The sequence below is a fragment of the Micromonospora sp. NPDC047793 genome (assembly GCF_040642635.1).
Lineage (GTDB): Bacteria > Actinomycetota > Actinomycetes > Mycobacteriales > Micromonosporaceae > Micromonospora.
In genome coordinates this window covers 26680-48309 of the sequence record NZ_JBEYSG010000003.1, presented here as the reverse complement: position 1 = coordinate 48309, position 21630 = coordinate 26680, and the positions used below count along the sequence as shown (strand labels likewise).

Sequence of the window (21630 nt, the reverse complement as noted above, 5' to 3'; positions counted from 1 at the left end):
CTCAGCTGGCGGTGCAGGTGGGGGTGGCGGTCGGGCCGGTCCCGTTGCCCTGGAAGCCGAACTCGGTGGTGGTACCCGCATTCACGGTGCCGTTGTAGCTGACGTTGCGGAAACTCACGTTGCCGCTGGTGCCGCTGCCCTGGGCGTTCCAGGTGTTGGTCACCGTGCTGCCGCTGGGCAGTGCCACCGTCACCGACCAGCCGTTCAGTCTGGTCGAGCCGGCGGTGACCCGGACGGTGGCGACGAATCCGCCGGTCCAGGAGTTCAGCGACACGGTCGCGGTGCAGCCGGATCCGCCGGGCGGCGGAGTGGTCGGCGGCGGGGTCGTGGGCGGCGGCGGGGTCGTGGTGGGCGGCGGGGTGGTGCCGCCCGCGTTCAGGGCCTCCAGCGTCGAGTTGTACGCGGCCTTCTTGTTGCCGCTGCCGTCGAAGAGCAGCGGGGTGCCGCCGGAGCGCCACGAGTCGGTGTCCCGGATGCCCCACACCGTGATGCCGGTGCAGCGGGCGACGGCGAGGCAGTCGGTGACCACGCCGCGGTACGCGTTCGCCTGCGAGGTGCCGGAGCCCTCGATGTCCAGCTCGGTGATCTGCACGTCCACCCCGAGGGCGGCGAAGCTGGAGAGCGTGGTCCGGTAGTTGCCCGGGTACGGCGAGTTGGCGTTGAAGTGCGACTGGAGGCCGACGCAGTCGATCGGCACGCCCCGCTGCTTGAAGTCCTGGACCATCCGGTAGACGGCCTGGGTCTTGGCGTGGGTCCAGTCGTCGGTGTTGTAGTCGTTGTAGCAGAGCTTGGCGCCGGGGTCGGCGGCCCGGGCGGCGCGGAACGCCGCCTCGATCCAGTCGTTGCCGGTGCGCTGGAGGTTGGAGTCGCGGCGGGCGCCGCTGCTGCCGTCGGCGAACGCCTCGTTCACCACGTCCCAGGAGTGGATCTTGCCCCGGTAGTAGGTGGCGACCTGGGTGACGTGGTTCAGCATGGCGTTGCGCAACTGGGTGCCGGACATGTTCTGCATCCAGCCCGGCTGCTGCGAGTGCCAGGCCAGGGTGTGCCCCCGGACGGACATGCCGCGTGCGATGGCGTGGTTGACGATCCGGTCCGCGTTGGCGAAGTTGAACTGCCCCTGCTGCGGCTCCGTCGCGTCGATCTTCATCTCGTTCTCGGCGGTCACCGAGTTGAATTCGCGGTTGAGGATGCCGACGTAGGTGGAGTCGGAGAGCTTGTTGGCCGCCACGGCCGCGCCGAAGTAGCGGCCCTTCTCGGCGGCCGAGGCGCCCAGGGTGGTCGCGGCGCTCGCGCTGGAGGCCACCACCACGCTGGTGGAGACGAGGGCGAGACCGACGGCGGCAGCGACCAACGCGATGCGTGGCCGCAGTCGGGGAGCCGGACGCCCGCTACCGCGGGCGAAGGCGTTGTTCATGGCATGAGCCTTTCGACGAAGCCGTGCTTGATGGAAGCCGGCCCCGACTACTGCCCAAACATGGTGGCTCCCGCCGTCTGCGCGGTTGCCCGTGAGCCGCGCCGGTCGGTGCCTGCAGCCCGCCACCATGAGTAGATCGAGGCTGTTGTATCGAAAACAGTATCGAAACACGTCGGAAAGCTCAACGCGCGTCGACACACTTTCGGCCCTGCGGAACCGGAGCGCGGCGCGTCCCACAGCGGGATCACGCTGTGGCCAGGCCCTCAGCCGGTCCCGACCGACGTCTCCGGAAGTTTCGGTGCCCCGGGCCCGTCCACCGCCCCGGAGAACAGGTCGGCCAACCACCGCAGCTGACGGCGCACGTGGGTCGCGTCGCCGTGCTCGTGGCCGTTGAACGGGTACACGTGCATGCTCCGCTGCGGGGCGGGACCGCCGGTGGCGGCACCGTACTGGTTGTAGGCGGCGAAACCGGTGCTCGGCGGACAGACGGTGTCCCGCAGGCCGATCCCGAAGTGCGCGGGCGCCTGGGCCCGCCGGGCGAAGCTGACCCCGTCGACGTAGGACAGGGTGCGCCGCACCGCCGCCTCCGCCTCCCGGTGCACCGCGAGGTAGGTGACGATGTCGCCGTACGGGCCGGCGTCGGTGATCTCGATGGCCCGCTGCACGTGGCACAGGAACGGCGCGGAGGTGACCAGCGCGGCGAGGTCGGGCACCAGACCGGCGACGGCCAGCGCCAGTCCCCCGCCCTGGCTGTTGCCGGCGGCGACCACCCGCGCCGGGTCGGCGCCGGGCAGGGCACGGGCGGCGTGCACGGCCCGGACCGCATCGGTGACGAGCCGGCGGTAGTAGTAGCCCTCCGGTGCCAGGATGCCCCGGGTCACCGGCGTCGGCCCGCCGGGCGTCGCGCCGTGCGGGTCGGGCGTGTCACCCAGGCCGTAGAGGCCGGACTGGCCCCGGGCGTCCATCAGCAGGTGCGCGTACCCGGCCACCGGCCAGGTCAGCCGCTCGTGCGGCAGGCCCCGGCCACGCCCGTAGCCGACGTACTCCACCACCACCGGCAGCGGTCCGTCCACCCCGGAGGGGCGGGTGTACCAGGCCCGGACCGGCTCCCCGGCGAACCCGGCGAACGTGACGTCCCAGCTGTCGACGAGACGAAGGTCGGTCGGCTCGGGCCGGACGTCGATGAGCACCGGTGTCGCCGCCGTCGCGTGCAGGGTGTCCTGCCAGAAGGCGTCGAAGTCGGCGGGCTCCGGCACGGCCGGGGCATACCGTCGCAGGTCGTCCAGGGGCAGGTCGAACAGGGGCATGGCACCTCGCAGCAGGTCGCTCAGGTGGGTGGAGGGGCGGTGCTCTCGCGGATCATCAACTCGGCGACCAGGTCGATGCGGCTGGTCGGCAGCGCGACCCCGTTCGCGAGGTCGAGCAGCATCTGGGTCGCCGTACCGGCCATGTCGCGCAGCGGCTGGTGGACGGTGGTGAGCGCGGGTCCGATCCAGGCCGACATGGGCAGGTTGTCGTAGCCGACCACGGAGAGGTCCCCGGGCACGTCCAGGCCGAGTTGCCGGGCGGCGCGCAGCACCCCCATCGCCTGGAGGTCGGACCCGGCGAAGACGGCCGTCGGGCGGTCCGGGCGATCGAGCAACTGCATGCCGTGGGTGTAGCCGGCATCGACGTGGAAGTTGCCGAAGCGGACCAGGTCGGGTGCGACGGGTACGCCCATCTCCTCGTGCGCGCAGCGGAACCCCGCCGTCCGCGCCCGCGCGCAGAGCACGTCCTGCGGACCGGAGATGACCGCGACCCGCCGGTGGCCGAGCTCCAACAGGTGACGGGTGGCCAGCAGCCCACCGTTCCAGTTGTTCGAGCCGACCGCCGGCACCGAGGCGACGCTGGCGCTGTCGTTGTCGATCACCACCACCGGGATCGACTGCCGGTCGAACCGTCGTCGCTGCTGGTCGGTCAGGTTGCACATGACCAGCAGCACGCCGAGCGGGCGCCGGGCGAGCACCGCGTCCACCCAGGACTGCGGCGGTCGACGTGCCCCGCCGAGCTGGGAGAGCACCAGGTTCACCGGAGGCAGGGCGGCGACGGCCTCGACACCACGGATGATCTCCAGGGCCCAGTCCGAACCGAACTCGTGGAACACCAGCTCGATCTGTCCCGCACCCGGGGACCGTCGGGCGCGGCGACGATACCGGTGTCGCTCCAGACTGGCCTCGACCCGCGCCCTGGTGCCGGCAGCCACGTCGGACCGGCCGTTGAGAACCTTCGAGACGGTCGCTGCCGAGACCCCCACCTCCCGGGCGATGGTCGCGATGGTGGTGGGGCCGAGCACGTCCGGCGATCGGTTCTCCGTCATACCGACCCTCTGCAACGATCCCGAAAATTTCGGGGAACCATAGCACGGGATCCCTCCACTGGCGACGACGACAGTCGATATGGCGGGAGCGTGCACGAAGGTCCGGAAATCGCTTGCCTGCCCTGTGGGAACCGTGTGGGCAGTCGGTTCGTGAGCCCTTGACACACTCCATCGACACCCATAGGTTCCCGACACAGGTGACGAACTGGTTTCCGAAACTATCGAGAATCGCCGTCCGCAGCGGCGTCCGTGTGGCCTGCCGGAACGACCTGCCCCGGTGCGGCCAGAGGGGTTCGCATGACGAGTCAGCTACCTGTCGACGATCGATTGACGTCCCCGGACGACGATCGGTGGCGCGACCCGACGCGGCGCCCCGACGAACGGGCCGACGCGCTCATCCCGCTGATGTCGCTGGAGGAGAAGGTCGCCCAGTTGGTCGGCCTCTGGGTCGGCGCCGACGCCTCCGGCGAGGGTGTCGCGCCCCACCAGACCGACATGGTCGAGCACACTCCGCCCTGGCCCGAGGCGATCCGGTACGGCCTGGGGCAGCTGACCCGACCGTTCGGCACCGCACCGGTCGATCCGGTTCTCGGCGCCCGGTCGCTGGCCGCCAGCCAGGCGCAGATCGTGGCGGCGAGCCGCTTCGGCATACCGGCGCAGGTGCACGAGGAGTGCCTGACCGGCTTCGCCGCCTGGCGGGCCACCGTCTACCCGGCACCACTGAGCTGGGGCGCCGCCTTCGACCCGGAACTGGTCGAGGAGATGGCCGACCGGATCGGACGGTCCATGCGGGCGGCCGGCATCCACCAGGGACTCGCCCCGGTGCTCGACGTGACCCGCGACTACCGGTGGGGACGCACCGAGGAGACCATCGGTGAGGACCCGTACCTCGTCGGGACCACCGGCGCGGCGTACGTACGGGGGTTGGAACGGGCCGGGGTGGTGGCGACCCTCAAGCACTTCGCCGGCTACTCGGCCTCCCGGGGCGGGCGGAACCTGGCGCCGGTGCCGATGGGCCGCCGGGAACTCGCCGACGTGATCCTGCCGCCGTTCGAGATGGCGTTGCGGCTCGGTGGCGCCCGCTCGGTGATGCACTCCTACGCCGAGATCGACGGGGTGCCGGTGGCCGCCGACGAGGAGCTGCTCACCGGAGTGCTGCGCGACCGGTGGGGCTTCGCCGGGGTCCTCGTCGCCGACTACTTCGCGGTCCGCTTCCTGCAGAGCCTGCACGGGGTGGCCGCCGACGCCGGGGAGGCCGCCGGTCTCGCGTTGCGCGCCGGCATCGACGTGGAACTGCCCACCGTGGACGCCTACGGTCCCCCGCTGGTGGCGGCGGTCCGTTCCGGTGCCGTCGCGGAGACGCTCGTCGACCGCGCGCTGCGCCGGGTCCTGATTCAGAAGATCGAGTTGGGGCTGCTCGACGAGGGCTGGCAGGAACTGCCCGCCGACGTCGACGAACTACGCCTGGACGACGAGGCCGGCCGGTCCGTCGCGCTGCGGCTGGCCCGCCAGTCCGTCGTCCTGCTGCGCAACTCCGACGGCGCGCTGCCGCTCGCCGCCGACCGGCAGGTGGCCCTGATCGGCCCGGTGGCCGACGACCCGATGGCGATGCTCGGCTGCTACTCGTTCCCGCTGCACGTGGGCGTGCACCATCCGGAGCACGGCGTGGGGGTCGAGATCCCGTCGCTGCGCACGGCCCTCCAGCAGCGCCACCCCCGCCTGACGTACCACCCGGGGACCGCCGTCACCGGCGACGACACCTCCGGCATCGCCGCGGCGGTCCAGGCCGCCACCGAGGCCGACGTCTGCGTCCTGGCGGTCGGCGACCGGGCGGGCATGTTCGGCCGGGGCACCTCCGGCGAGGGTTGCGACGCCGTCGACCTCGACCTGCCCGGCGTCCAGGCCGAACTGGTCCGCGCGGTGCTGGCCACCGGTACGCCGGTGGTGCTGGTGGTGCTCTCCGGCCGGCCGTACGCGCTCGGCGCGCAGGTGGCCGACGCCGCCGCCGTCGTGCAGGCGTTCTTCCCCGGCCAGCTCGGCGGTCAGGCGCTGGCCGAGGTGCTCACCGGTGAGGTCGACCCGTCCGGACGGCTGCCGGTCAGCGTCCCCCGGCACGGCGGGGGCCTGCCCGGCACGTACCTCTCCCCGCCGCTCGGCCACCGGACGCAGGTGTCGTCGGTGGACCCGACGCCCGCGTTCCCGTTCGGGCACGGCCTGAGCTTCACCACCTTCGAGTGGGACGACGCGGCGGTGACCGACCCCGAGGACAGCGGTCCCACGCCGTGGCCGGTCGACGGCACCGCCACGGTCGGCGTCACGGTCCGCAACACCGGAGCGCGGGACGGCACCGAGGTGGTCCAGCTCTACCTGCACGATCCGGTGGCGCAGACCACCAGACCGGTGGTCCGCCTGGTCGGGTACGCGCGGGTGCCGCTGCGACCGGGCGAGGCGGCCCGGGTCACCTTCGAGGTTCCCGCCGACGTCACCTCCTTCACCGGACTGCACGGCCGGCGCGTGGTGGAACCCGGTGACGTCGAGCTGCGGCTGGCCCGGTCCAGCGGCGACCCGGTGGCGCGGCTGGCGCTGCGGCTGGTGGGCGCCGAACGCGAGGTCGGCACCGACCGGGAACTGGTCTCCCGCGCTTACGTCACGCCCGCCACCCAGGGCCGGCGATGAGTGCCCCGGCCTCGGTGACGGCACCAGCCCCCGACCCACCGACGCGCCCACCCGGCACCCCGCGCCCGACCCGGCGCACGTGGCGGCGGGCGCTGCGCCGGGACTGGCAGCTCTATTCGCTGGCGATCCTGCCGCTGCTGTTCTTCCTGATCTTCCGGTACCTGCCGATGCTGGGCAACGTGATCGCCTTCCGCCGGTTCCAGCCCGGCGGGAGCATCTTCGGCGAGTACTGGGTCGGCATGCGGTACGTGAAGATGTTCCTGGCCGACCCGACGTTCTGGAACGTCTTCACCAACACGCTGGTGCTGGGCGGGTTGACCCTGCTGTTCTGCTTCCCGCTGCCGATCGTGCTGGCGCTGCTGCTCAACGAGGTCCGGGCCCGCCGGCTCAAGCGGTTCGTGCAGTCCGTGTCGTACCTGCCGCACTTTCTGTCGATCGTGATCGTGGCCGCCATGGTGATGCAGTTGCTCTCCATGGACGGCACGGTGAACTCACTGGTCACGTCCGCCGGCGGCGAGGCGGTGCCGTTCCTGCAACGCCCCGAGTGGTTCCGGACCATCTACATCTCGTCCGAGGTCTGGCAGACCGTCGGCTGGGGCACCATCCTCTATCTGGCCGCGCTGACCACCATCGACGAGGACCTGTACGAGGCGTCCCGCATCGACGGCGCGAACCGCTGGCGGCAGACCTGGCACGTCACGCTGCCGGGGATCCGGCCGACCATGGTGACGTTGCTGATCCTCAACATCGGCACGTTCATGGCGGTCGGGTTCGAGAAGATCCTGCTGCTGTACAACCCGCTCACCTACCCGACCGCCGACGTGATCTCCACGTACCTGTTCCGGATGGGCTTCGGGTCCAGCAACTTCAGCTACGCCGCCGCGATCGGTCTGTTCGAGGCCGTGATCGGGCTGATCCTGGTGCTGTCGGCGAACCTGATCGCCCGTCGCACGGTGGGGACGAGCCTGTGGTGACCGTCGACTCCACCACCGCCCGGTCCCGTCCCCGCCGCCGACGGGGCATCCGGCAGAGCCGGGGCTACCGGGCGTTCCAGGTGGCCAACGCGATCGTGTTGACCCTGGTCGTGCTGGTGACGCTCTATCCGTTCGTCAACATCGTGGCCCGCTCGCTGAGCAGTGAGGCGTTCATCATCGCGGGCGAGGTGAACCTGGTGCCGCGCGGGTTCACCGTCGACACGTACCGCCTGGTGTTGTCCGACTCGCTGTTCTGGACGAACTACCGCAACACTCTGGTCTACACGGTGACCGCCACGCTGATCTCGATCGTGCTCACCACCTGCTACGCGTACGTGCTGTCCAAGAAGGACCTGAAGGGACGCGGCGCGCTGGTCGGCATCGCGGTGTTCACGATGTTCTTCTCCGGCGGTCTGATCCCCAACTACGTGCTGGTCACCAGCCTCGGCCTGAAGAACAGCGTCTGGGCCATCGCGCTGCCCAACGCGATCAACGTGTTCAACCTGCTGGTGATGAAGGCGTTCTTCGAGAGCCTGCCGAACGACCTGGAGGAGGCCGCCGCCGTCGACGGGCTGAACACGTACGGCATCCTGCTGCGGATCGTGCTCCCGCTGTCGAAGGCCATCGTCGCCACCATGGTGCTGTTCTACGCGGTGGCCTTCTGGAACTCGTGGTTCGCCGCCTTCCTCTACATGGACCAGCAGGAGCTGTGGCCGGTCACCGTGTACCTGCGCAACCTGATCGCCGGTGCCACCGGCGCCGAGAACGTCGGCGCGATCGCCGAGGCCAACGAGGTGCAGGCCGAGGCGACCCTCAAGTCCGTGACCATCGTGCTCACCACCCTGCCCATCCTCCTGGTCTATCCCTTCGTCCAGCGGTACTTCGTCCGGGGCATCATGCTCGGCGCGGTCAAGGGCTGACCAGCGGTTCCATCCCCGCTCCCACCACACCGAAAGGACCGCCATGTTCCGCAGATCGTGGCGACAGGTGGCGATTGCCGCTGCCGCCCTGCTCACCGCCTCCACCCTCGTCGCCTGTGGTGACGACCCGTCCGACAACCAGGACCTGTCGGAGAACCGGGCCGGGGCGATGGAGAACTACGCGGTCGGTACGCAGTTCAAGGCCACCGACCCGATCTCCTTCTCCGTCCTCTACAACAACCACCCGAACTACCCGTTGAAGAACGACTGGCTGTTCTGGTCCGAGCTGACGTCCCGGACGAACGTCACGCTGGAACCGGTCGCGGTGCCGCTGAGCGACTACAACCAGAAGCGCAGCCTGCTGATCGGTGCCGGCGACGCACCTCTGCTGATCCCCAAGACGTACCCGCCGGACGTGAACACGTTCGTCTCCTCCGGGGCGATCCTGCCGGTCAGCGACTACCTCGATCTGATGCCGAACCTCAAGGAGAAGATCGAGAAGTGGAACCTCCAGCCTGAGATCGACACGCTCCGCCAGCAGGACGGCAAGTTCTATCTGCTGCCCGGTCTACACGAGAAGCCGTGGCACGACTACTCGCTGGCGATGCGCACCGACATCCTGGAGGAGCTGAACCTGGAGGTCCCGAAGACCTGGGACGAGCTCTACACCGTGCTCAAGGCGATGAAGGCCGCGTACCCGGACGTCTACCCGTTCTCCGACCGGTGGAGCCAGCCCAACCCGGCCGGCAACCTGCTCAACCTGCTGGCCGTCACGCACGGGCTGGACGGCGCCGGCTGGAACTTCCAGCACATGAGCTGGAACGCGCAGGCGCAGAAGTTCGAGTACACCGGCGCCACCGAGCACTACCGGCACGTGCTGGAGTACCTCAACAAGCTGGTCGCCGAGAAGCTGCTCGACCCGGAGAGCTTCACCCAGACCGACGACGCCGCCCGGCAGAAGCTCGCCAACGGCAAGTCCTTCGTGATCAGCGCGAACGCCCAGGCCGTCGTGAACGACTACCGGCCGGACCTGGCGGCGACCAACCCGAAGGCGAAGATCGCCAAGATCCCGCTGCTGGTCGGACCGGCCGGTGAGATCAACCCCTCCAGCCGGCTGGAGAACGGCATGATGATCTCGTCGAAGGCGCGGGACAGCAAGAACTTCGTGGCCATGATGCAGTTCGTCGACTGGCTCTGGTATTCCGACGCCGGCCAGGAGTTCGCCAAGTGGGGCGTGGAGGGCACCACCTTCGTCAAGGACGCCTCCGGCAAGCCCACGCTGGCACCCGACGTCAACGTCATCGGCCTCAACCCGAGCGCGCCCAAGCACCTGCAGAAGGACTTCGGCTTCTACAACGGCGTGTTCGCCTACGGTGGCAAGCCCGAGCTGGTCCAGGCGTTCTTCTCCCCCGAGGAGCAGGAGTTCCAGCAGGTGATGAACGCCCGTGCGCCGAAGTCACCGCCGCCGCCGTACCCGCTCAACGACGAGGAACGCGAGCAGGTGTCGCTCTGGGAGACGCCGCTGCGTGACCACGTCTACCAGGCCACCCTCCAGTTCATCCTCGGCCAACGGGACCTCGGCCAGTGGGACGCCTACCTGGCGGAGTTGAAGGCCAAGAACATGGACGCGTACGTGGAGCTGGCGAACAAGGCGCACGCGCGCTACAAGGAGGCGAACGGCTGACCCCGGGGCCGGTCCGATCGTGTCGGTGCGATCGGACCGGCCACTTTCCCCGCCCCGCCCCCGCGAGCCCCCGAGGACGAGGATGCGCACCGTTGTCGACCACACCGCGCCCTGCGGGAACGCGAGCCGCCTGCGCGGCCAGGAGCGGCCGTGAGCGCCGTGGTGCGGGAGTTCGGCGACGGGCCGCTGTCGCGGGGGGCCGCGCTGATCTACACGCTGCTGGTGGTCGAGGTGCTGCTGCTGGTCTGCGCGGCCCCCGGCCTGATCGCACTCTTCGCGCTCGAACGGCACCCGAGCAACCTGCCACTGGTCGCGCTCTGCGCGGTGCCGCTCGGCCCGGCGCTGTCCGCCGCGCTCTACACGCTGCACCACCAACGCCTCGACCTGACCGACCTGCACCCGGGTCGCCTGTTCTGGCGCGGCTACCGGGCCAACCTGGTCGGTGCGCTGCTGGTCTGGGTGGCGACGCTGGCGTGGCTGACCGTCATCGCGGTCAACCTGGTCAACCTGCCGGTGGCCGGAGTTCCCGGCTGGTGGGTGGTGCCGCTGGTGGCGGTCGGTGTCGGGGTCGCCGTGGTCGGGATCAACGCGCTGGTCATCACCTCGCTGTTCGCGTTCCGGCTGCGCGACGTGCTGCGGCTGGCCGGTTACTTCGTGCTGCGTACGCCGGTGGTGGCGGTCGGCACCGCGTTGTTGCTGGTGGCGGCGACGGCGCTGACGCTTGTCGCGTCGGAGGCGGCGACCGCGGCCCTGGGGTCGCTGCTGGCACTGGCGCTGGTACGCGGCGCGGTGCCGATGACCGACGTGGTCCGCGAGGAGTTCGTGCGGTGACGGATGTAAGGAAGGGCCCCTTCCTAACGTCTCGTGTATAGCAGGGGTCCCCTCCTTACATCTCGGCGCGACGGGCGACGGCGCGGGCGTGCGCGATCGCCAGCAACCGGTCGATCTCGGGCAGCATCTGCGGGCCGGGCATGACGATGCCGACGAAGCCGTGCCGGGCGTACGCGGGATGCGGCAGCACGGTGTCCAGCCGGGCGAAGTCGTACTCGTGTCGATGCTGCGGGAAGTCGGCGGGCGGGAAGCCGAACAGCCGCGTGAACTCGGTCCGTCCCAGGTCGAGGTTGAGCCGGAAGACACCGGGCCGGTCGAGTCCGGCCTCCTCGTCGAAGCCGGGCACGTCGCGTTCCACGATGGTGGCGAACGGCCGGCGGTGATCCGGGCCGACGGAGAAGAACCTGTCGCCCCAGGCGCCCTCCGGCGCCCCGGTCTCCTCGCTCGCCACGAGTTGCGTGGTGCCGGGCAGCGCCAGGATCCGGGCCGCGAGCATCGCCGGGTCGGTGCCGGTCGGCACGTGCAGCAGCACGTCCGCGTGGTCGACGGTCGCCTGCTCCAGCGGGAAGTAGCGGTAGTCGTGGGTCCGTTTCCCGGCGGGTCGCACCGTCGAAGCGGGGACGTACCGGGGCAGGTCGCCGTCGCGCTGGAGGGCTCCTTCGAAGGAGTCGGGCTCGGGCTCCCCGATGCCGAGGGCCGGGCTGACGCCGAGGCTGCCGACCACCACCGCGTACCCGTCGCCCAGCAGCGAGCCGACGATCGCACCGGCGCTGCACCAGGTGACCTCGGTGCCGGCCATCGTCGTCGTGCCCGGGTCGCGTTGCAGGTGCCGGTGGTGCGCGAACACGAGGGTCGGGCCCCGGTCCGCCTCGGCCGCGCGGATCGCGAGCAGGTTCTCCGCCATCAGCGCGGCCCGGACCGCCACCAGTCGGGCGAAGCGTTCCTCCCGGCCCAGCGGCGCGGCCGCCGCCGCGTGGTAACGCAGCACCGCGACCGCCGACGTGGCCTGCGCGTACGCCGCCCGCCAGCCGTCCGGCCTCCGGGGCGCGTGCAGGTACAACTCGGTCAGCAGGTCGTCGGCGAGCACCCGCAGACGCTGTGCCTCGGGCGTGCCGCCGACCGACCGCCCCGGCTCCCAGATCGCCGCCTGGTCGCTCCATCGGGTCTCGTCACCCACCAGGGAGTCGATCTCGGCCGTCCGGTCCTGGCCCAGGTACTCGCAGACCCGCAGCAGGAACGCACGGGGGCTCGGCGCACCGGTGATCTCCAGCGGGGCGTCGAAGCCGTGGAACGTCAGGCGCTCGGCCGTCGGCCGCCCCGCGTTGTACTCCCGCATCCGCACCAGCAGGTCCCGGTTGGCCGGGGCGTCACCGAACCCGTGGCTGAACCCCTCGGCGAGCGCACGCTCCAGGGTCACCGTGGCGGAGCCCTGCACGAACTCGTCGGCGACCAGGCCGGCGGCGCGGTCGCTCTCCAACGCGATCGACCGGTATCCCCGCTGCGCCAACGCCAGGAACAGCTCGGTGCGGATCTGGAGGAAGGCGGATTCGCCGTGTGTCGGTTCGCCGAGCGCGAGCAGGGTCGGCGGTACGGGAAGCAGGTCCAGGAGATTCGTCACTCCATCGACCGTATCGCTGAACCATCCGTTGAGACTTTCGAGCAGACTGGCACGGTGAACGTGGTGCAACCCTCAAACAGCGTGACACGTCGGCCGATCGACCTTGCCCGTCCGCACGGCCTGTCCCCCCAGGCGGTGCGCAACTACGAGCGGGACGGGGTCCTGCCGCCCGCCCCGCGCAGTCCGAGCGGCTACCGCCGATACACCGAGCGGCACGCCCGGGCCCTGGACGCGTACCTGGCGTTGATTCCGGGGCACGGGTACGCGGCGAGTGGCGAGATCATGCGCGCCGTGCACCGGGGCGAGATCGACACGGCGTTGCGGGTGATCGACCAGGGTCACGCTCTGCTGCACCGCGACCGGGAGACCCTGGACGCGGTCGAGACGGCGGTGGCGGTCCTCACCGGGGCCGCGCCCGACGCGCCCCGCCGGGCGGAGCTGTCGATCGGTGCCCTGGCGCACCGGCTCGGCGTACGGCCGGCGACCCTGCGCAAGTGGGAACGGGCCGGCGTGCTGCGACCGGACCGTGACCCGGCGACCCGCTACCGCGTCTACGCCCCCGACGACGTGCGGGACGCCGAACTCGCCCATCTGCTGCGGCGCGGCGGATACCGGCTCGACCACATCGCCGACGTGCTCGACCGGGTACGCGCCGCCGGGGGCGCCGCGCCGCTCGCCGCGTCGCTGCACGGCTGGCGGGAGCGCCTCACCGTCCGCGGCCGGCACCTGCTCACCGGCGCGGCGCGACTCGCCGCGTACCTGGACTCTCCTGCGGAGACGCCGCTGCCCGGCCGGTGAGGGGTGCTCACCGACCGGGCAGTCGTGGTGGTTCCGGGTCAGGAGGTCAGGTCCCCGAGGCCCTTCATCATCTCGGCGAAGTCGGTGGTCTCCGCCGCCGGCGGGGTCTCGATGTTCACCGGCTTGCCGTAGTCGGTGTAGTCGACGGTGATGTCGCCGAGGTTGCCGGTGACGACCTTGGCCCGACGGGGCTGGTACTGCCCGTCGACCCAGAGGTCGATGGTGATCTCCTTGACGCCCTGCTTGGCCAGCTCCTGCTCGACGCCCTTGCGCATCTCGGCGTCGACCTGCTGGAGGTACTCATCCATCGTCTGGGTCACGGTGTAGTGGACGGTGTCCACCCCGTTCACGTTCTCCTCGCCCACGACCTTGACGTTCTCGCTGGCGAGCAGCGCCTTGACCTGCTTGCTCGGGTCGACGTCCTCGAGCTGCTTGGTGAAGTTCGCCCCGCCCTCCGCGCCGGCGGCAGCCACGTCGATCTTCAGCCAACGCTTGCCGCCCATGCTGGCGCGCTCGGTCTCCGGGACCTCGACGTAGACCGCGGTCTCGATCATCCGGATCGTCGTCGGCTTGCCGTCCGAGTCGGTGGTCGTCATCTCGACCTTGACCGGATCACGCAGATCGATGACGCCCTTGGCGGTGATCTTCTCACCGGCCGCCGTGCCCTCCATCGAGATGGTCACCGAGTCGCTGGACTGGGTCTTCTCCACGGTCTTCTGCAGCGACCCCTTGAGGTCCTTGGCGAGCTGCTCCAGCACGTTCGGCTGCGCCGCAGCATCCGAGTCGGACGCCGAACCGCCGCCGCCGCAGGCGGTCATCGCGAGTGCCGTGAGCGCGGAGACCGCCACGACGGCGACCCTCTTGGACAGTGACAACTGACAGCCCCATTCCCTTGACAAACTCTGGGGGACCTCCCCCAGCCAGACCGCCGACACGCTACCGGAGTCGGTCAACCCCCGTGCGACCCACCGACGTCCGCGCGGCCTCAGAACAGCGGACGACCGTACGTGTCCGGCACTCCGGACTTGCGATGGAAGTACGCGTTGATCTGATCGCACCACTCCTGGGCGCTGCGCCGCTGCTCCGCCAGGCGCTCGTCCACCCGGGCGTACACGACCGGGTCGACCAGCCCGTCCAGCGCCGCCCAGCGATCGCTCATCGCCGCCACCTCCGCCACCCCGGCGAAGTGCGTGTCGTAGATGTGCTGCACGACGGTGCTGCCACTGTGCAGCACGTGGTCGTAGCGCACGTGGTGGAAGAAGAGCAGCAGCTCGTCGGGGCACTGCTCCACCGATTCGTACACCTGCGACCAGGGTGGCGGGTACTGGCCGGTGAAGCCGGTGCCGGTGGCCCGGGTGCGGTCCACGCCCACCCCGTCCCGGTCGGCGAAGTGGTAGGTGCCCCAGCTCGTGTACTCGTACCCGTCGACGTCCGGGCCGTAGTGACGCCCGGGGCGCACCATGAAACCCACCCCCAGCGGGGCGGTGTACCGCTCGTAGGTGCGCCACGAGTCGTCCATGACCCCGTGCAGCGTCCGCCGCAGCAGCTCGGGATCGGCGCTGGCCGCCGGATCGAAGGTCAGGTCGATCCACTCGTCGAGCACGTCCTCCGGGCGCAGACGCGGGTCCCAGGCGAGCCGGCCGTAGGCGTACAGGTTGGCCTGGGCCAGTGGGTGACCGGTCCAGAACGGGTCGTCGCCCACGTTGGAGACGGCGGCCAGCCCGCCCCCGTCGGCGGCCACGTCGGCGACCGTCGGCCCGTCCTCGCCCCACGGCGTGAACCGCAGCACCTCGTGCCACCAGGGCGCCAGATAGCAGACGTGCCGCTGCTGCCCGGTGTACTCCTGGGTCACCTGGAACTCCACCGCCAACCGGGTGTCCGGCATCGCCGTGATCACCGGTGACACCGGCTCCCGGGTCTGGAAGTCCAGCGGACCGTGCTTGACCTGCACGATCACGTTGTCCCGGAAGCGACCGTCGAGCGGGGCGAAGTGGTCACCGGCGGCGCGGGCCCGGTCGGTGGAGCGGTCCCGCCAGTCCTGGCGGTGGTTGTAGACGAAGGCCCGCCAGTGCACCACGCCCCCGTACGGTGCCAGCGCCTCGGCCAGCAGGTTCGCCCCGTCGGCGTGGTCGCGGCCGTAGCTGAACGGGCCGGGCTGTCCCTCCGAGTCGGCCTTCACGAGGTATCCGCCGAAGTCCGGGATGCGGGCGTAGACCCGGGCGGTGGTCCCGGCCCACCAGGCACGCACCGTCTCGTCGAGCGGGTCGGCGGTGGGTAGCCCACCGACCATCACCGGCGCGGCGAAGTTCACCGACAGGTGCACCCGGATGCCGTACGGACGCAGGTCCTCGGCGATCTCGGCGACGTCGTCGAGCCGGTCGGTGAGCAGCCGCGCCTCGGTGGCGTGCACGTTGACGTTGTTCACCGACACCGCGTTGATCCCGCACGCCGCCAGTAACCGCGCGTACGCCCGCACCCGCGCCCGGTCCGGATGTGCCCGGCCGGCACGCCAGAGGATCGACCCGCCGGCGTACCCGCGTTCGACCTGGCCCATCACCGGATGCACGTCGACGTTGTCCCAGTGGTTCAGCATCCGTCGCCGCATCACCGGCCGGTACGCCCGCGCCGGATGCGGTGCGCCGAACGCCGACTCCCCGAGCCGGACCACGTGGAACAGCCCGTGGAGCAGGCCCGCCGGTGCGTCGGCCAGCACCACCGTGACCTCGCCGTGGCGGACGACCGCGTACCCCTCGGGACCGAGCGGACCGCCACCGGCGGCGTCCAGGTCGGCCCGCGCGGCGTCGAGGACGCCCTGCGTCCCGTCGCCGTCCACTGTGGACGCACGGTGGTCGGTCAGGGTGAGGACGAGGTGGGCGGGTGGGCCGTCGGCGGACCGGCGGACCGTGCCGCCGTGGGTGGCGCAGGCGGTCCGGACCTCGTGCCACACGGTGTCGACGAGCAGGCCGTCACCGTGGACGAGGGTGTGCCGGGAACCGACGGCGCGGAACGCGGCCGGCGGCAGCCAGGCGGGGTGGACGTCGGTCGGGTCGAAGCCGGTGTCGCGCTCCGGGCAAATCCGTCGCATTACGCAGATCGTAACTAAGTCGATCGATGCGTCAAGGTCCTTCCGGAACCTTTCGGGCGGTACCGACCGGAGTCTCCAGGAGCCGCGCCAACTCCCCCGGGGTACGCGGACGGGCCCCGGCCAGGCCGGGCACGCGGTCCAGCAGCCGATGCACCACCGGTGCCCACGCCGGAGTCAACGCGGCACCGTCGAGCAGGTCCCCGCCGCCCAACTCGGCGCCGGACACCCCCTGCCGGATCCGGCCACCCGCCACCAGCACCCGTTCGTCGGCCCACCGGTACGCCAGGTCCACGTCGTGCGTGGCGAGCAGCAGCGTGGTGCCGGCCCGGTGCAGGGCGTCGAGCGTCCGCAGCAACGCCTCCACCCCCGACGGGTCGAGTCCGGCGGTCGGCTCGTCCAGGATCAGCACCCGGGGCCGCAACGCCACCGCCCCGGCGATCGCCACCCGCTTACGCTGGCCGTACGAGAGCAGGTGGGTGGGACGGTCGGCGAGGTCGCCGATCTCCAACGCGGCCAGCGCCTCGGTACACCGCTGCCGCACCTGCGCGTCGTCCAGACCGAGGTTGACCGGCCCGAACGAGACGTCCTGGAAGACGGTCGCGGCGAACAACTGGTCGTCGGGGTCCTGGAGCACCAGCTGCACCTGCTGACGGACGTCCAGCAGCCCCGCCCGGGTCCGGCGCAGCGGCACCCCGCCGACCAGCACCGTGCCGGCGTCGGCGGCCAGCGATCCGACCATCAGCCGGAACAGGGTCGTCTTGCCACCGCCGTTGGGCCCCAGCACGGCCATCCGCCGCCCGGCCGGCACCGACAGGTCGGCGCCGGTCAGTACCGGACGCTCCGCCTCGTACCCGAAACTGACCCCGCGCAGCTCCAACAGCGGCGGATCGCCGCTCACCCGAGCACCACCAGCAACCGGGTGGCCAGCACCACCGCCGCCAGCAGCAGCACGGTGACGACCAGGAACGCCGCCGACGGCTGGCGGACCTCGGTGCGTACCGCCAACGAGCCGGTGTAACCGCGCAGCGCCAACCCCTCCTCCCAGCGCCGGGCCAGCGAGAACGCCCGGACGAAGACCGCGCCGGCCTGCCCGGCCAGCGACCGGTAGGTGCTGGCCCAGGTCCGGTAACCCAGCCGGGCCGCCTGGGCCTGCCGCACCGCGTGCACACTCTCCAGCAGCAGGAACAGCATCCGATAGATCAGCGCGGCCACCTCGGTGACCGCGCTGGGCACCCCGAGACGCTGGAGCCGGGGCAGCACGTCGGCCAGCGGCGTGGTGGCGGCGAACAGCAGCAGGCAGAGCAGCGCGGCGCAGGCCCGACCGGCGGTCGTGGCGGCCGTCACCAGCCCCTCCGGCGCCCACCGGAACTGCGTCGGACCGGAGACCGCCACCAGCATCGGCACCGAGCCGGTCAGGATGAACAGCAACGGCGTCCGGGCCACCCGCACCAGCAGACGCGGCGGCAGCGCCGCCGGCCCGAGCAACGCCACCGCTGCGGTCAGGCCCACCACCAGGGCGCCCGGCCACGGCGGCAGGAGCAGGGAACAGCTCAACAGCCCCAGGGCCAACAGGGCCTTCTCCACCGGGTGGCGGCGTCGCCAGGGGCTGGCGTACGCCGCCACGTCCAACGCGAGCACTAGTCGGTGGTCTTCTCCCCGGTCGCGGACTGCTCGCCACGCAGCCGCTGCCGGGTCCGGGCCACCCCGAAGTAATAGCCGAGGAACCCGGCACCGAGGGCGGCCTGAAGCGCGAACAACGCCGACTCGATCTCACCCGACGGCGGTTCGTAGATCGAACTGAACCACGGCTCGTAGTCGGGATGGTCGTTGACGATCGCCTCCTCGGCGAGGGCGTCGGCACCGGCGAACGGCTCCTCGCCGCTGCCGAGCCCCAGCACCAGCGGCGCCACCGCCAACGCCACCACGGCGAGCAGCAACAACAGGTTGGTCCGGCCGAACGACTTCACGCCACCGCTCCCTGGGTCGTCGGGGCCGGACGGCGCAGGATGCCGAGCCGGCGGAGTTCCTGCGGGCTCACCCGGACCAGCAGCCGGACCACCAGGACCGTGAGCAGCCCCTCGCTGATCGCCAGCGGGATCTGGGTGACCGCGAAGATGGACCCGAACTTGGCCAGCGCGCCGACGAAGCCCGAATCCGGATCCGGGAAGGCCAGCGCGAGCTGCGCGCTGGTCACGCAGTACGTCGCCAGGTCGGCCAGGGCAGCGGCGAAGAACACCGAGATGCCGAGGCCGCCACCGAACCGGCGGATCAACGCGTACACGCCGAAGGCCACCCAGGGGCCGACGATGGCCATCGAGAAGACGTTCGCGCCGAGCGTGCTCAACCCGCCGTGCGCCAGGAGGAGCGCCTGGAACAGCAACACGATCGTGCCGAGCACACTCATCACCGGTGCCCGGAACAGGATCGCGCCGAGACCCACTCCCGTCGGATGGGAACAGGAGCCGGTCACCGAAGGGATCTTCAGCGCCGACAGGACGAAGGTGAACGCCCCGGCCGCGCCGAGCAACAGCTTCGCGTCGGGGTTCGCGCGGACCTGCTGGACCAGGTTGCGCGCACCGTGGATGACGAACGGTGTCGAGACCGCGAACCATGCCGCCGCCTGCACCGGTGGTAGGTAGCCCTCAGCGATGTGCATGAGTCGACCTCCCCTTCCAACACCTCGTGGACGAGATCACATGTCGGGGTCGGTCTCCTGGCTCCCGGATCGTCGCGTACTCCGGCCTTCCCAGGTCCTCCACGGACCCAGTGGCGTACAAGTCGGAGTGAACTCCCCGGTCACAGTGGCGAGGGCCGCGCCGGTATCACACCGGCTTCCCGTTACCGCGACGGCGCGACGTTATCCGTTCTGCACACCGACGCACAAGACTCGTCGATGCCACCGCGACCGTACGCGGGTGAAGAGTGCCGTTTGTCACGACGATTCACGGGTAGACGCCAGATCCGTTGCGAGAAGGGGCCGACCGGTTGGACGAGAACGAGTTCATCGACTCCGTGGCGCACCGCACCGGCGCGTCGACGGAGCAGGCGACCGCCATCGCGCGCGCCACCCTGACCACGCTCGCCGAGCGGATCGACGGCGGCGAGGCACGGGACCTGGCCGACCGACTCCCGGAAGGGCTGCGGGCGTACACGTTCGCGCCCAGCGAGACCGCCGAACGCTTCGGGCTCGACGTGTTCGTCGACCGCGTCGGCGGCCGTGCCGACGTCGATCCCGACCTGGCCGAGGCCGGCATCCGGGCGGTCCTGGACACCATTCGAGGTGACGTCGCCCCCGCCGACCACGACGACGTCATCGCGAACCTGCCGGCCGAACTGTGGCAGGCGGCCAACCCGGCGCCGTCGTACGACGCGCAGCGCGACCGCGGCTAGCGGGTCACCGCCCGGTCAGGTGGGGCGCCGGCTCCACGTACACCGGCAGGTGGTGCCCGGCCCTGGCACAGAAGAGGGCGACCTCGTACGCCATGTCCCCCACCTCCGCCGAGCCGTCGATACCGACGGTGAGGATCGCCCCGTTGCCGGTGGTGGCGTGGAACAGGAACGCCCGCGACATCTGCACCACCACCTGGTGCAGCTCACCCTCACCGCACAATCGGGCGGCGGCCAGACCGAGCGCCTGGAGCCCACAGACCACACTGGACAGTTCCTCGGCGATCTCCTCGTCGATGCCCCGCGAGGCCCCCAGCATGATGCCGTCCGGGGAGAGCACCACCGCGAACTTGGCACCGGGCACCCGATCCACGATGTCGTCGAGCGCGTCGTTGAGGTTCTCGGCGGTGACCAGGGCATGGGTCATAAGGGCGCTGTCCTCTCGTCGAAACTCCTACGTTCGTACCAGAGAAGACGCGGCCTCAGGAGCCCACTGGTGGCCCGATCCTGTTCTCTGATCCCCCTAACGTACGACGACGCTGGTCACCCTAATCGGACGGGTCGGACGTCCCGGTCACACCGGGAATCCCTCTTCTGACCGACGGTGACACCCGCTCAGGACGACGGCACCGGACCCCGCAACCCCACCAGGCCGGGCACGGCGACACGACCCAGTTCGGCACCGCTGGTCGGGTCGAGCCACCGCACCGCCGACGGCCCACCCACATAGAGACGGCCGCCGTCGGGGCCGAGGACGAGACCAGTGACGGGGGCGTCGACCGGTCGTTCGGCGACGACCCGCAGACCGACCGCATCCACCGTACGCAGCACACCGGCCCCGCCGAGGAAGAGCCGATCGTGGTCCGCCGTCGCGTACGCCGGGCCGGACGCCCCGGGCACGACGGCGGTACGGCGTACCGTCAGTTCCTCGGTGGAGATCTCGGCGACGGTCCCGGAGGTCAGGTCGGCGACGTACAGCCGGGAACCGTCCGGGGCGATCGCCATGGCGTGCCCGTCGGCCGTTCCCTCCCCGAACGGGTGCGGCAGATCCACGCAGTACGCCCACCGCTCGTGCAGGTGCAGCGTGTGCACGAAAGCGTGGACGTCGCTCCCCGGCCGTCCACTGATGCGGTCCCGGGTGTGCCGATGCTCGGGCTGATGGGTGTAGAGCGTGTACAGGACGCGACGGTCCGGGGCGAGTACCGCCTGACGCCCGTCACCGCGCATCTCCTCCTCCGCGCCCGCCGGGATCGCCTGCTTGAGGCGGGTCTGCAACGGGCCGGCCACACCGGTGGCGAGGTCGACCACCCGAACCCGGTACCGGTCCGGCGTCTGCGGCGGCAGCCACTCCAGCACGAAGAGGCCGGTGTGGTCGTGGGTGAACGCCTCCGGGACGACGTTGCCCGGCAGTCGCCGCCGGTGCCGCACCCCACCCGCGTCGGCGATCAGCACCGGCGTGGCGTCCCGCCCGGCCGGAGACGCTGCGGTGACGCTCACCGCCTCGGTGGTCAGTGCCACCCACGTGCCGTCGGCGGAGACCGTCTGCGGCACCCAGCGGCCGGGCAGCCGCACCCGGGCGGAGGCGACACCGGTGGCGGTCTCGATCCGCCAGAACGCGGTGTCGGCACCCTCCGGCGTGCTCGCGTACACCGACCGCCCGTCGGCGGTGGCGACGGCGTGCGGGACCACCTGCCGTTCGGCACCACGAAGCAGGCCGAGTCCGTCGGCCAGGTCCACGAGCAGCGGATCCGGCGGCACGCCTGCCACCGGTGACCCGGTCGGATCACACCCGACCAGCGTCGCGGCACCCGCGCCCACCAGCGCGGACAACAGGGTACGGCGGGTGGTCGTCCTCGTCGCCATCATGCCCGGATGACACCGTCACGC

General features: G+C 71.0%; 19 protein-coding genes and 1 riboswitch. Of the genes, 7 read left to right on the top strand and 12 right to left on the bottom strand.

Annotation, left to right across the window (positions count from 1 at the left end):
- Window position 1 precedes the first annotated feature (1 nt).
- The 3 genes from ABZ738_RS07935 to ABZ738_RS07925 all read right to left on the bottom strand — a co-directional run bounded on the left by ABZ738_RS07935 (window position 2) and on the right by ABZ738_RS07925 (window position 3770).
- Window positions 2–1414 (bottom strand): endo-1,4-beta-xylanase, encoded by a 1413-nt coding sequence (locus ABZ738_RS07935; RefSeq protein ID WP_357211844.1) that lies wholly within the window; start codon window positions 1412–1414, stop codon window positions 2–4.
- Between the two features lie 263 nt (window positions 1415–1677).
- Complete coding sequence (locus ABZ738_RS07930; RefSeq protein ID WP_131053694.1) at window positions 1678–2721, bottom strand: acetylxylan esterase; 1044 nt, start codon at window positions 2719–2721, stop codon at window positions 1678–1680.
- A 20-nt stretch (window positions 2722–2741) separates the two neighbouring features.
- Entirely contained in the window at window positions 2742–3770 is a 1029-nt protein-coding gene (locus ABZ738_RS07925) for a LacI family DNA-binding transcriptional regulator (protein WP_131053695.1), read from the bottom strand.
- 297 nt (window positions 3771–4067) lie between these two features.
- On the opposite strand from ABZ738_RS07925, the gene ABZ738_RS07920 reads away from it, so the two are divergent.
- The 5 genes from ABZ738_RS07920 to ABZ738_RS07900 all read left to right on the top strand — a co-directional run bounded on the left by ABZ738_RS07920 (window position 4068) and on the right by ABZ738_RS07900 (window position 10855).
- Window positions 4068–6446: a glycoside hydrolase family 3 N-terminal domain-containing protein gene (locus ABZ738_RS07920; protein WP_357211842.1), complete on the top strand. Its 2379-nt coding sequence runs from the start codon at window positions 4068–4070 to the stop codon at window positions 6444–6446.
- Entirely contained in the window at window positions 6443–7420 is a 978-nt protein-coding gene (locus ABZ738_RS07915; RefSeq protein ID WP_357211840.1) for an ABC transporter permease subunit, read from the top strand. Before ABZ738_RS07920 ends, ABZ738_RS07915 begins: the two co-directional genes overlap by 4 nt.
- Complete coding sequence (locus ABZ738_RS07910; RefSeq protein ID WP_131053697.1) at window positions 7417–8340, top strand: carbohydrate ABC transporter permease; 924 nt, start codon at window positions 7417–7419, stop codon at window positions 8338–8340. Before ABZ738_RS07915 ends, ABZ738_RS07910 begins: the two co-directional genes overlap by 4 nt.
- Window positions 8341–8383: 43 nt before the next feature.
- The gene (locus tag ABZ738_RS07905; protein ID WP_131053698.1) at window positions 8384–10024 is read left to right on the top strand and encodes an extracellular solute-binding protein; all 1641 of its coding nucleotides are present in this window, start codon (window positions 8384–8386) and stop codon (window positions 10022–10024) included.
- A gap of 150 nt (window positions 10025–10174) precedes the next feature.
- Complete coding sequence (locus tag ABZ738_RS07900; protein ID WP_131053699.1) at window positions 10175–10855, top strand: DUF624 domain-containing protein; 681 nt, start codon at window positions 10175–10177, stop codon at window positions 10853–10855.
- A gap of 55 nt (window positions 10856–10910) precedes the next feature.
- Here ABZ738_RS07900 and ABZ738_RS07895 read toward each other — a convergent pair whose 3' ends face one another.
- A complete protein-coding gene (locus ABZ738_RS07895) occupies window positions 10911–12473 on the bottom strand; it encodes a DUF6194 family protein (RefSeq protein ID WP_357211838.1) in 1563 nt (520 codons plus the stop codon).
- An 81-nt stretch (window positions 12474–12554) separates the two neighbouring features.
- Between ABZ738_RS07895 and ABZ738_RS07890 the strand changes: the two genes are divergently transcribed.
- Complete coding sequence (locus ABZ738_RS07890) at window positions 12555–13271, top strand: MerR family transcriptional regulator (protein WP_357211837.1); 717 nt, start codon at window positions 12555–12557, stop codon at window positions 13269–13271.
- A 38-nt stretch (window positions 13272–13309) separates the two neighbouring features.
- Here ABZ738_RS07890 and ABZ738_RS07885 read toward each other — a convergent pair whose 3' ends face one another.
- The 6 genes from ABZ738_RS07885 to ABZ738_RS07860 form a co-directional block, all read right to left on the bottom strand.
- On the bottom strand, window positions 13310–14119 hold the full coding sequence (locus ABZ738_RS07885; protein ID WP_236145679.1) for a hypothetical protein: 810 nt from the start codon (window positions 14117–14119) through the stop codon (window positions 13310–13312).
- A gap of 137 nt (window positions 14120–14256) precedes the next feature.
- Window positions 14257–16356: an alpha-glucuronidase gene (locus ABZ738_RS07880; RefSeq protein WP_357211835.1), complete on the bottom strand. Its 2100-nt coding sequence runs from the start codon at window positions 16354–16356 to the stop codon at window positions 14257–14259.
- Window positions 16357–16387: 31 nt separating this feature from the next.
- On the bottom strand, window positions 16388–17254 hold the full coding sequence (locus tag ABZ738_RS07875; protein ID WP_131052649.1) for an ABC transporter ATP-binding protein: 867 nt from the start codon (window positions 17252–17254) through the stop codon (window positions 16388–16390).
- Entirely contained in the window at window positions 17251–17994 is a 744-nt protein-coding gene (gene cbiQ / locus ABZ738_RS07870; RefSeq protein ID WP_357211833.1) for a cobalt ECF transporter T component CbiQ, read from the bottom strand. The genes ABZ738_RS07875 and cbiQ overlap by 4 nt, the downstream gene beginning before the upstream one ends.
- On the bottom strand, window positions 17994–18323 hold the full coding sequence (locus tag ABZ738_RS07865) for an energy-coupling factor ABC transporter substrate-binding protein (RefSeq protein WP_131052651.1): 330 nt from the start codon (window positions 18321–18323) through the stop codon (window positions 17994–17996). The genes cbiQ and ABZ738_RS07865 overlap by 1 nt, the downstream gene beginning before the upstream one ends.
- Complete coding sequence (locus ABZ738_RS07860; protein ID WP_131052652.1) at window positions 18320–19012, bottom strand: energy-coupling factor ABC transporter permease; 693 nt, start codon at window positions 19010–19012, stop codon at window positions 18320–18322. Before ABZ738_RS07860 ends, ABZ738_RS07865 begins: the two co-directional genes overlap by 4 nt.
- A gap of 29 nt (window positions 19013–19041) precedes the next feature.
- A riboswitch (cobalamin riboswitch) is annotated at window positions 19042–19247 on the bottom strand.
- Window positions 19248–19341: 94 nt separating this feature from the next.
- Here ABZ738_RS07860 and ABZ738_RS07855 point away from each other — a divergent pair.
- Window positions 19342–19746: a DUF2267 domain-containing protein gene (locus tag ABZ738_RS07855; protein WP_357211830.1), complete on the top strand. Its 405-nt coding sequence runs from the start codon at window positions 19342–19344 to the stop codon at window positions 19744–19746.
- A gap of 4 nt (window positions 19747–19750) precedes the next feature.
- Here the strand turns inward: ABZ738_RS07855 and ABZ738_RS07850 are convergent, their stop codons facing one another.
- Complete coding sequence (locus tag ABZ738_RS07850; RefSeq protein ID WP_131052654.1) at window positions 19751–20170, bottom strand: roadblock/LC7 domain-containing protein; 420 nt, start codon at window positions 20168–20170, stop codon at window positions 19751–19753.
- Window positions 20171–20358: 188 nt separating this feature from the next.
- A complete protein-coding gene (locus tag ABZ738_RS07845; protein ID WP_357211827.1) occupies window positions 20359–21609 on the bottom strand; it encodes a hypothetical protein in 1251 nt (416 codons plus the stop codon).
- Window positions 21610–21630: the final 21 nt, after the last annotated feature.

What these genes read in the sequence shown, in the direction of transcription:
- ABZ738_RS07935 (WP_357211844.1), bottom strand. Translation starts at nt 1,414, where the DNA reads ATGAACAACGCCTTCGCCCGCGGTAGCGGGCGTCCGGCTCCCCGACTG.
- ABZ738_RS07930 (WP_131053694.1), bottom strand. Translation starts at nt 2,721, where the DNA reads ATGCCCCTGTTCGACCTGCCCCTGGACGACCTGCGACGGTATGCCCCG.
- ABZ738_RS07925 (WP_131053695.1), bottom strand. Translation starts at nt 3,770, where the DNA reads ATGACGGAGAACCGATCGCCGGACGTGCTCGGCCCCACCACCATCGCG.
- ABZ738_RS07920 (WP_357211842.1), top strand. Translation starts at nt 4,068, where the DNA reads ATGACGAGTCAGCTACCTGTCGACGATCGATTGACGTCCCCGGACGAC.
- ABZ738_RS07915 (WP_357211840.1), top strand. Translation starts at nt 6,443, where the DNA reads ATGAGTGCCCCGGCCTCGGTGACGGCACCAGCCCCCGACCCACCGACG.
- ABZ738_RS07905 (WP_131053698.1), top strand. Translation starts at nt 8,384, where the DNA reads ATGTTCCGCAGATCGTGGCGACAGGTGGCGATTGCCGCTGCCGCCCTG.
- ABZ738_RS07880 (WP_357211835.1), bottom strand. Translation starts at nt 16,356, where the DNA reads ATGCGACGGATTTGCCCGGAGCGCGACACCGGCTTCGACCCGACCGAC.
- ABZ738_RS07860 (WP_131052652.1), bottom strand. Translation starts at nt 19,012, where the DNA reads ATGCACATCGCTGAGGGCTACCTACCACCGGTGCAGGCGGCGGCATGG.
- ABZ738_RS07850 (WP_131052654.1), bottom strand. Translation starts at nt 20,170, where the DNA reads ATGACCCATGCCCTGGTCACCGCCGAGAACCTCAACGACGCGCTCGAC.
- ABZ738_RS07845 (WP_357211827.1), bottom strand. Translation starts at nt 21,609, where the DNA reads ATGATGGCGACGAGGACGACCACCCGCCGTACCCTGTTGTCCGCGCTG.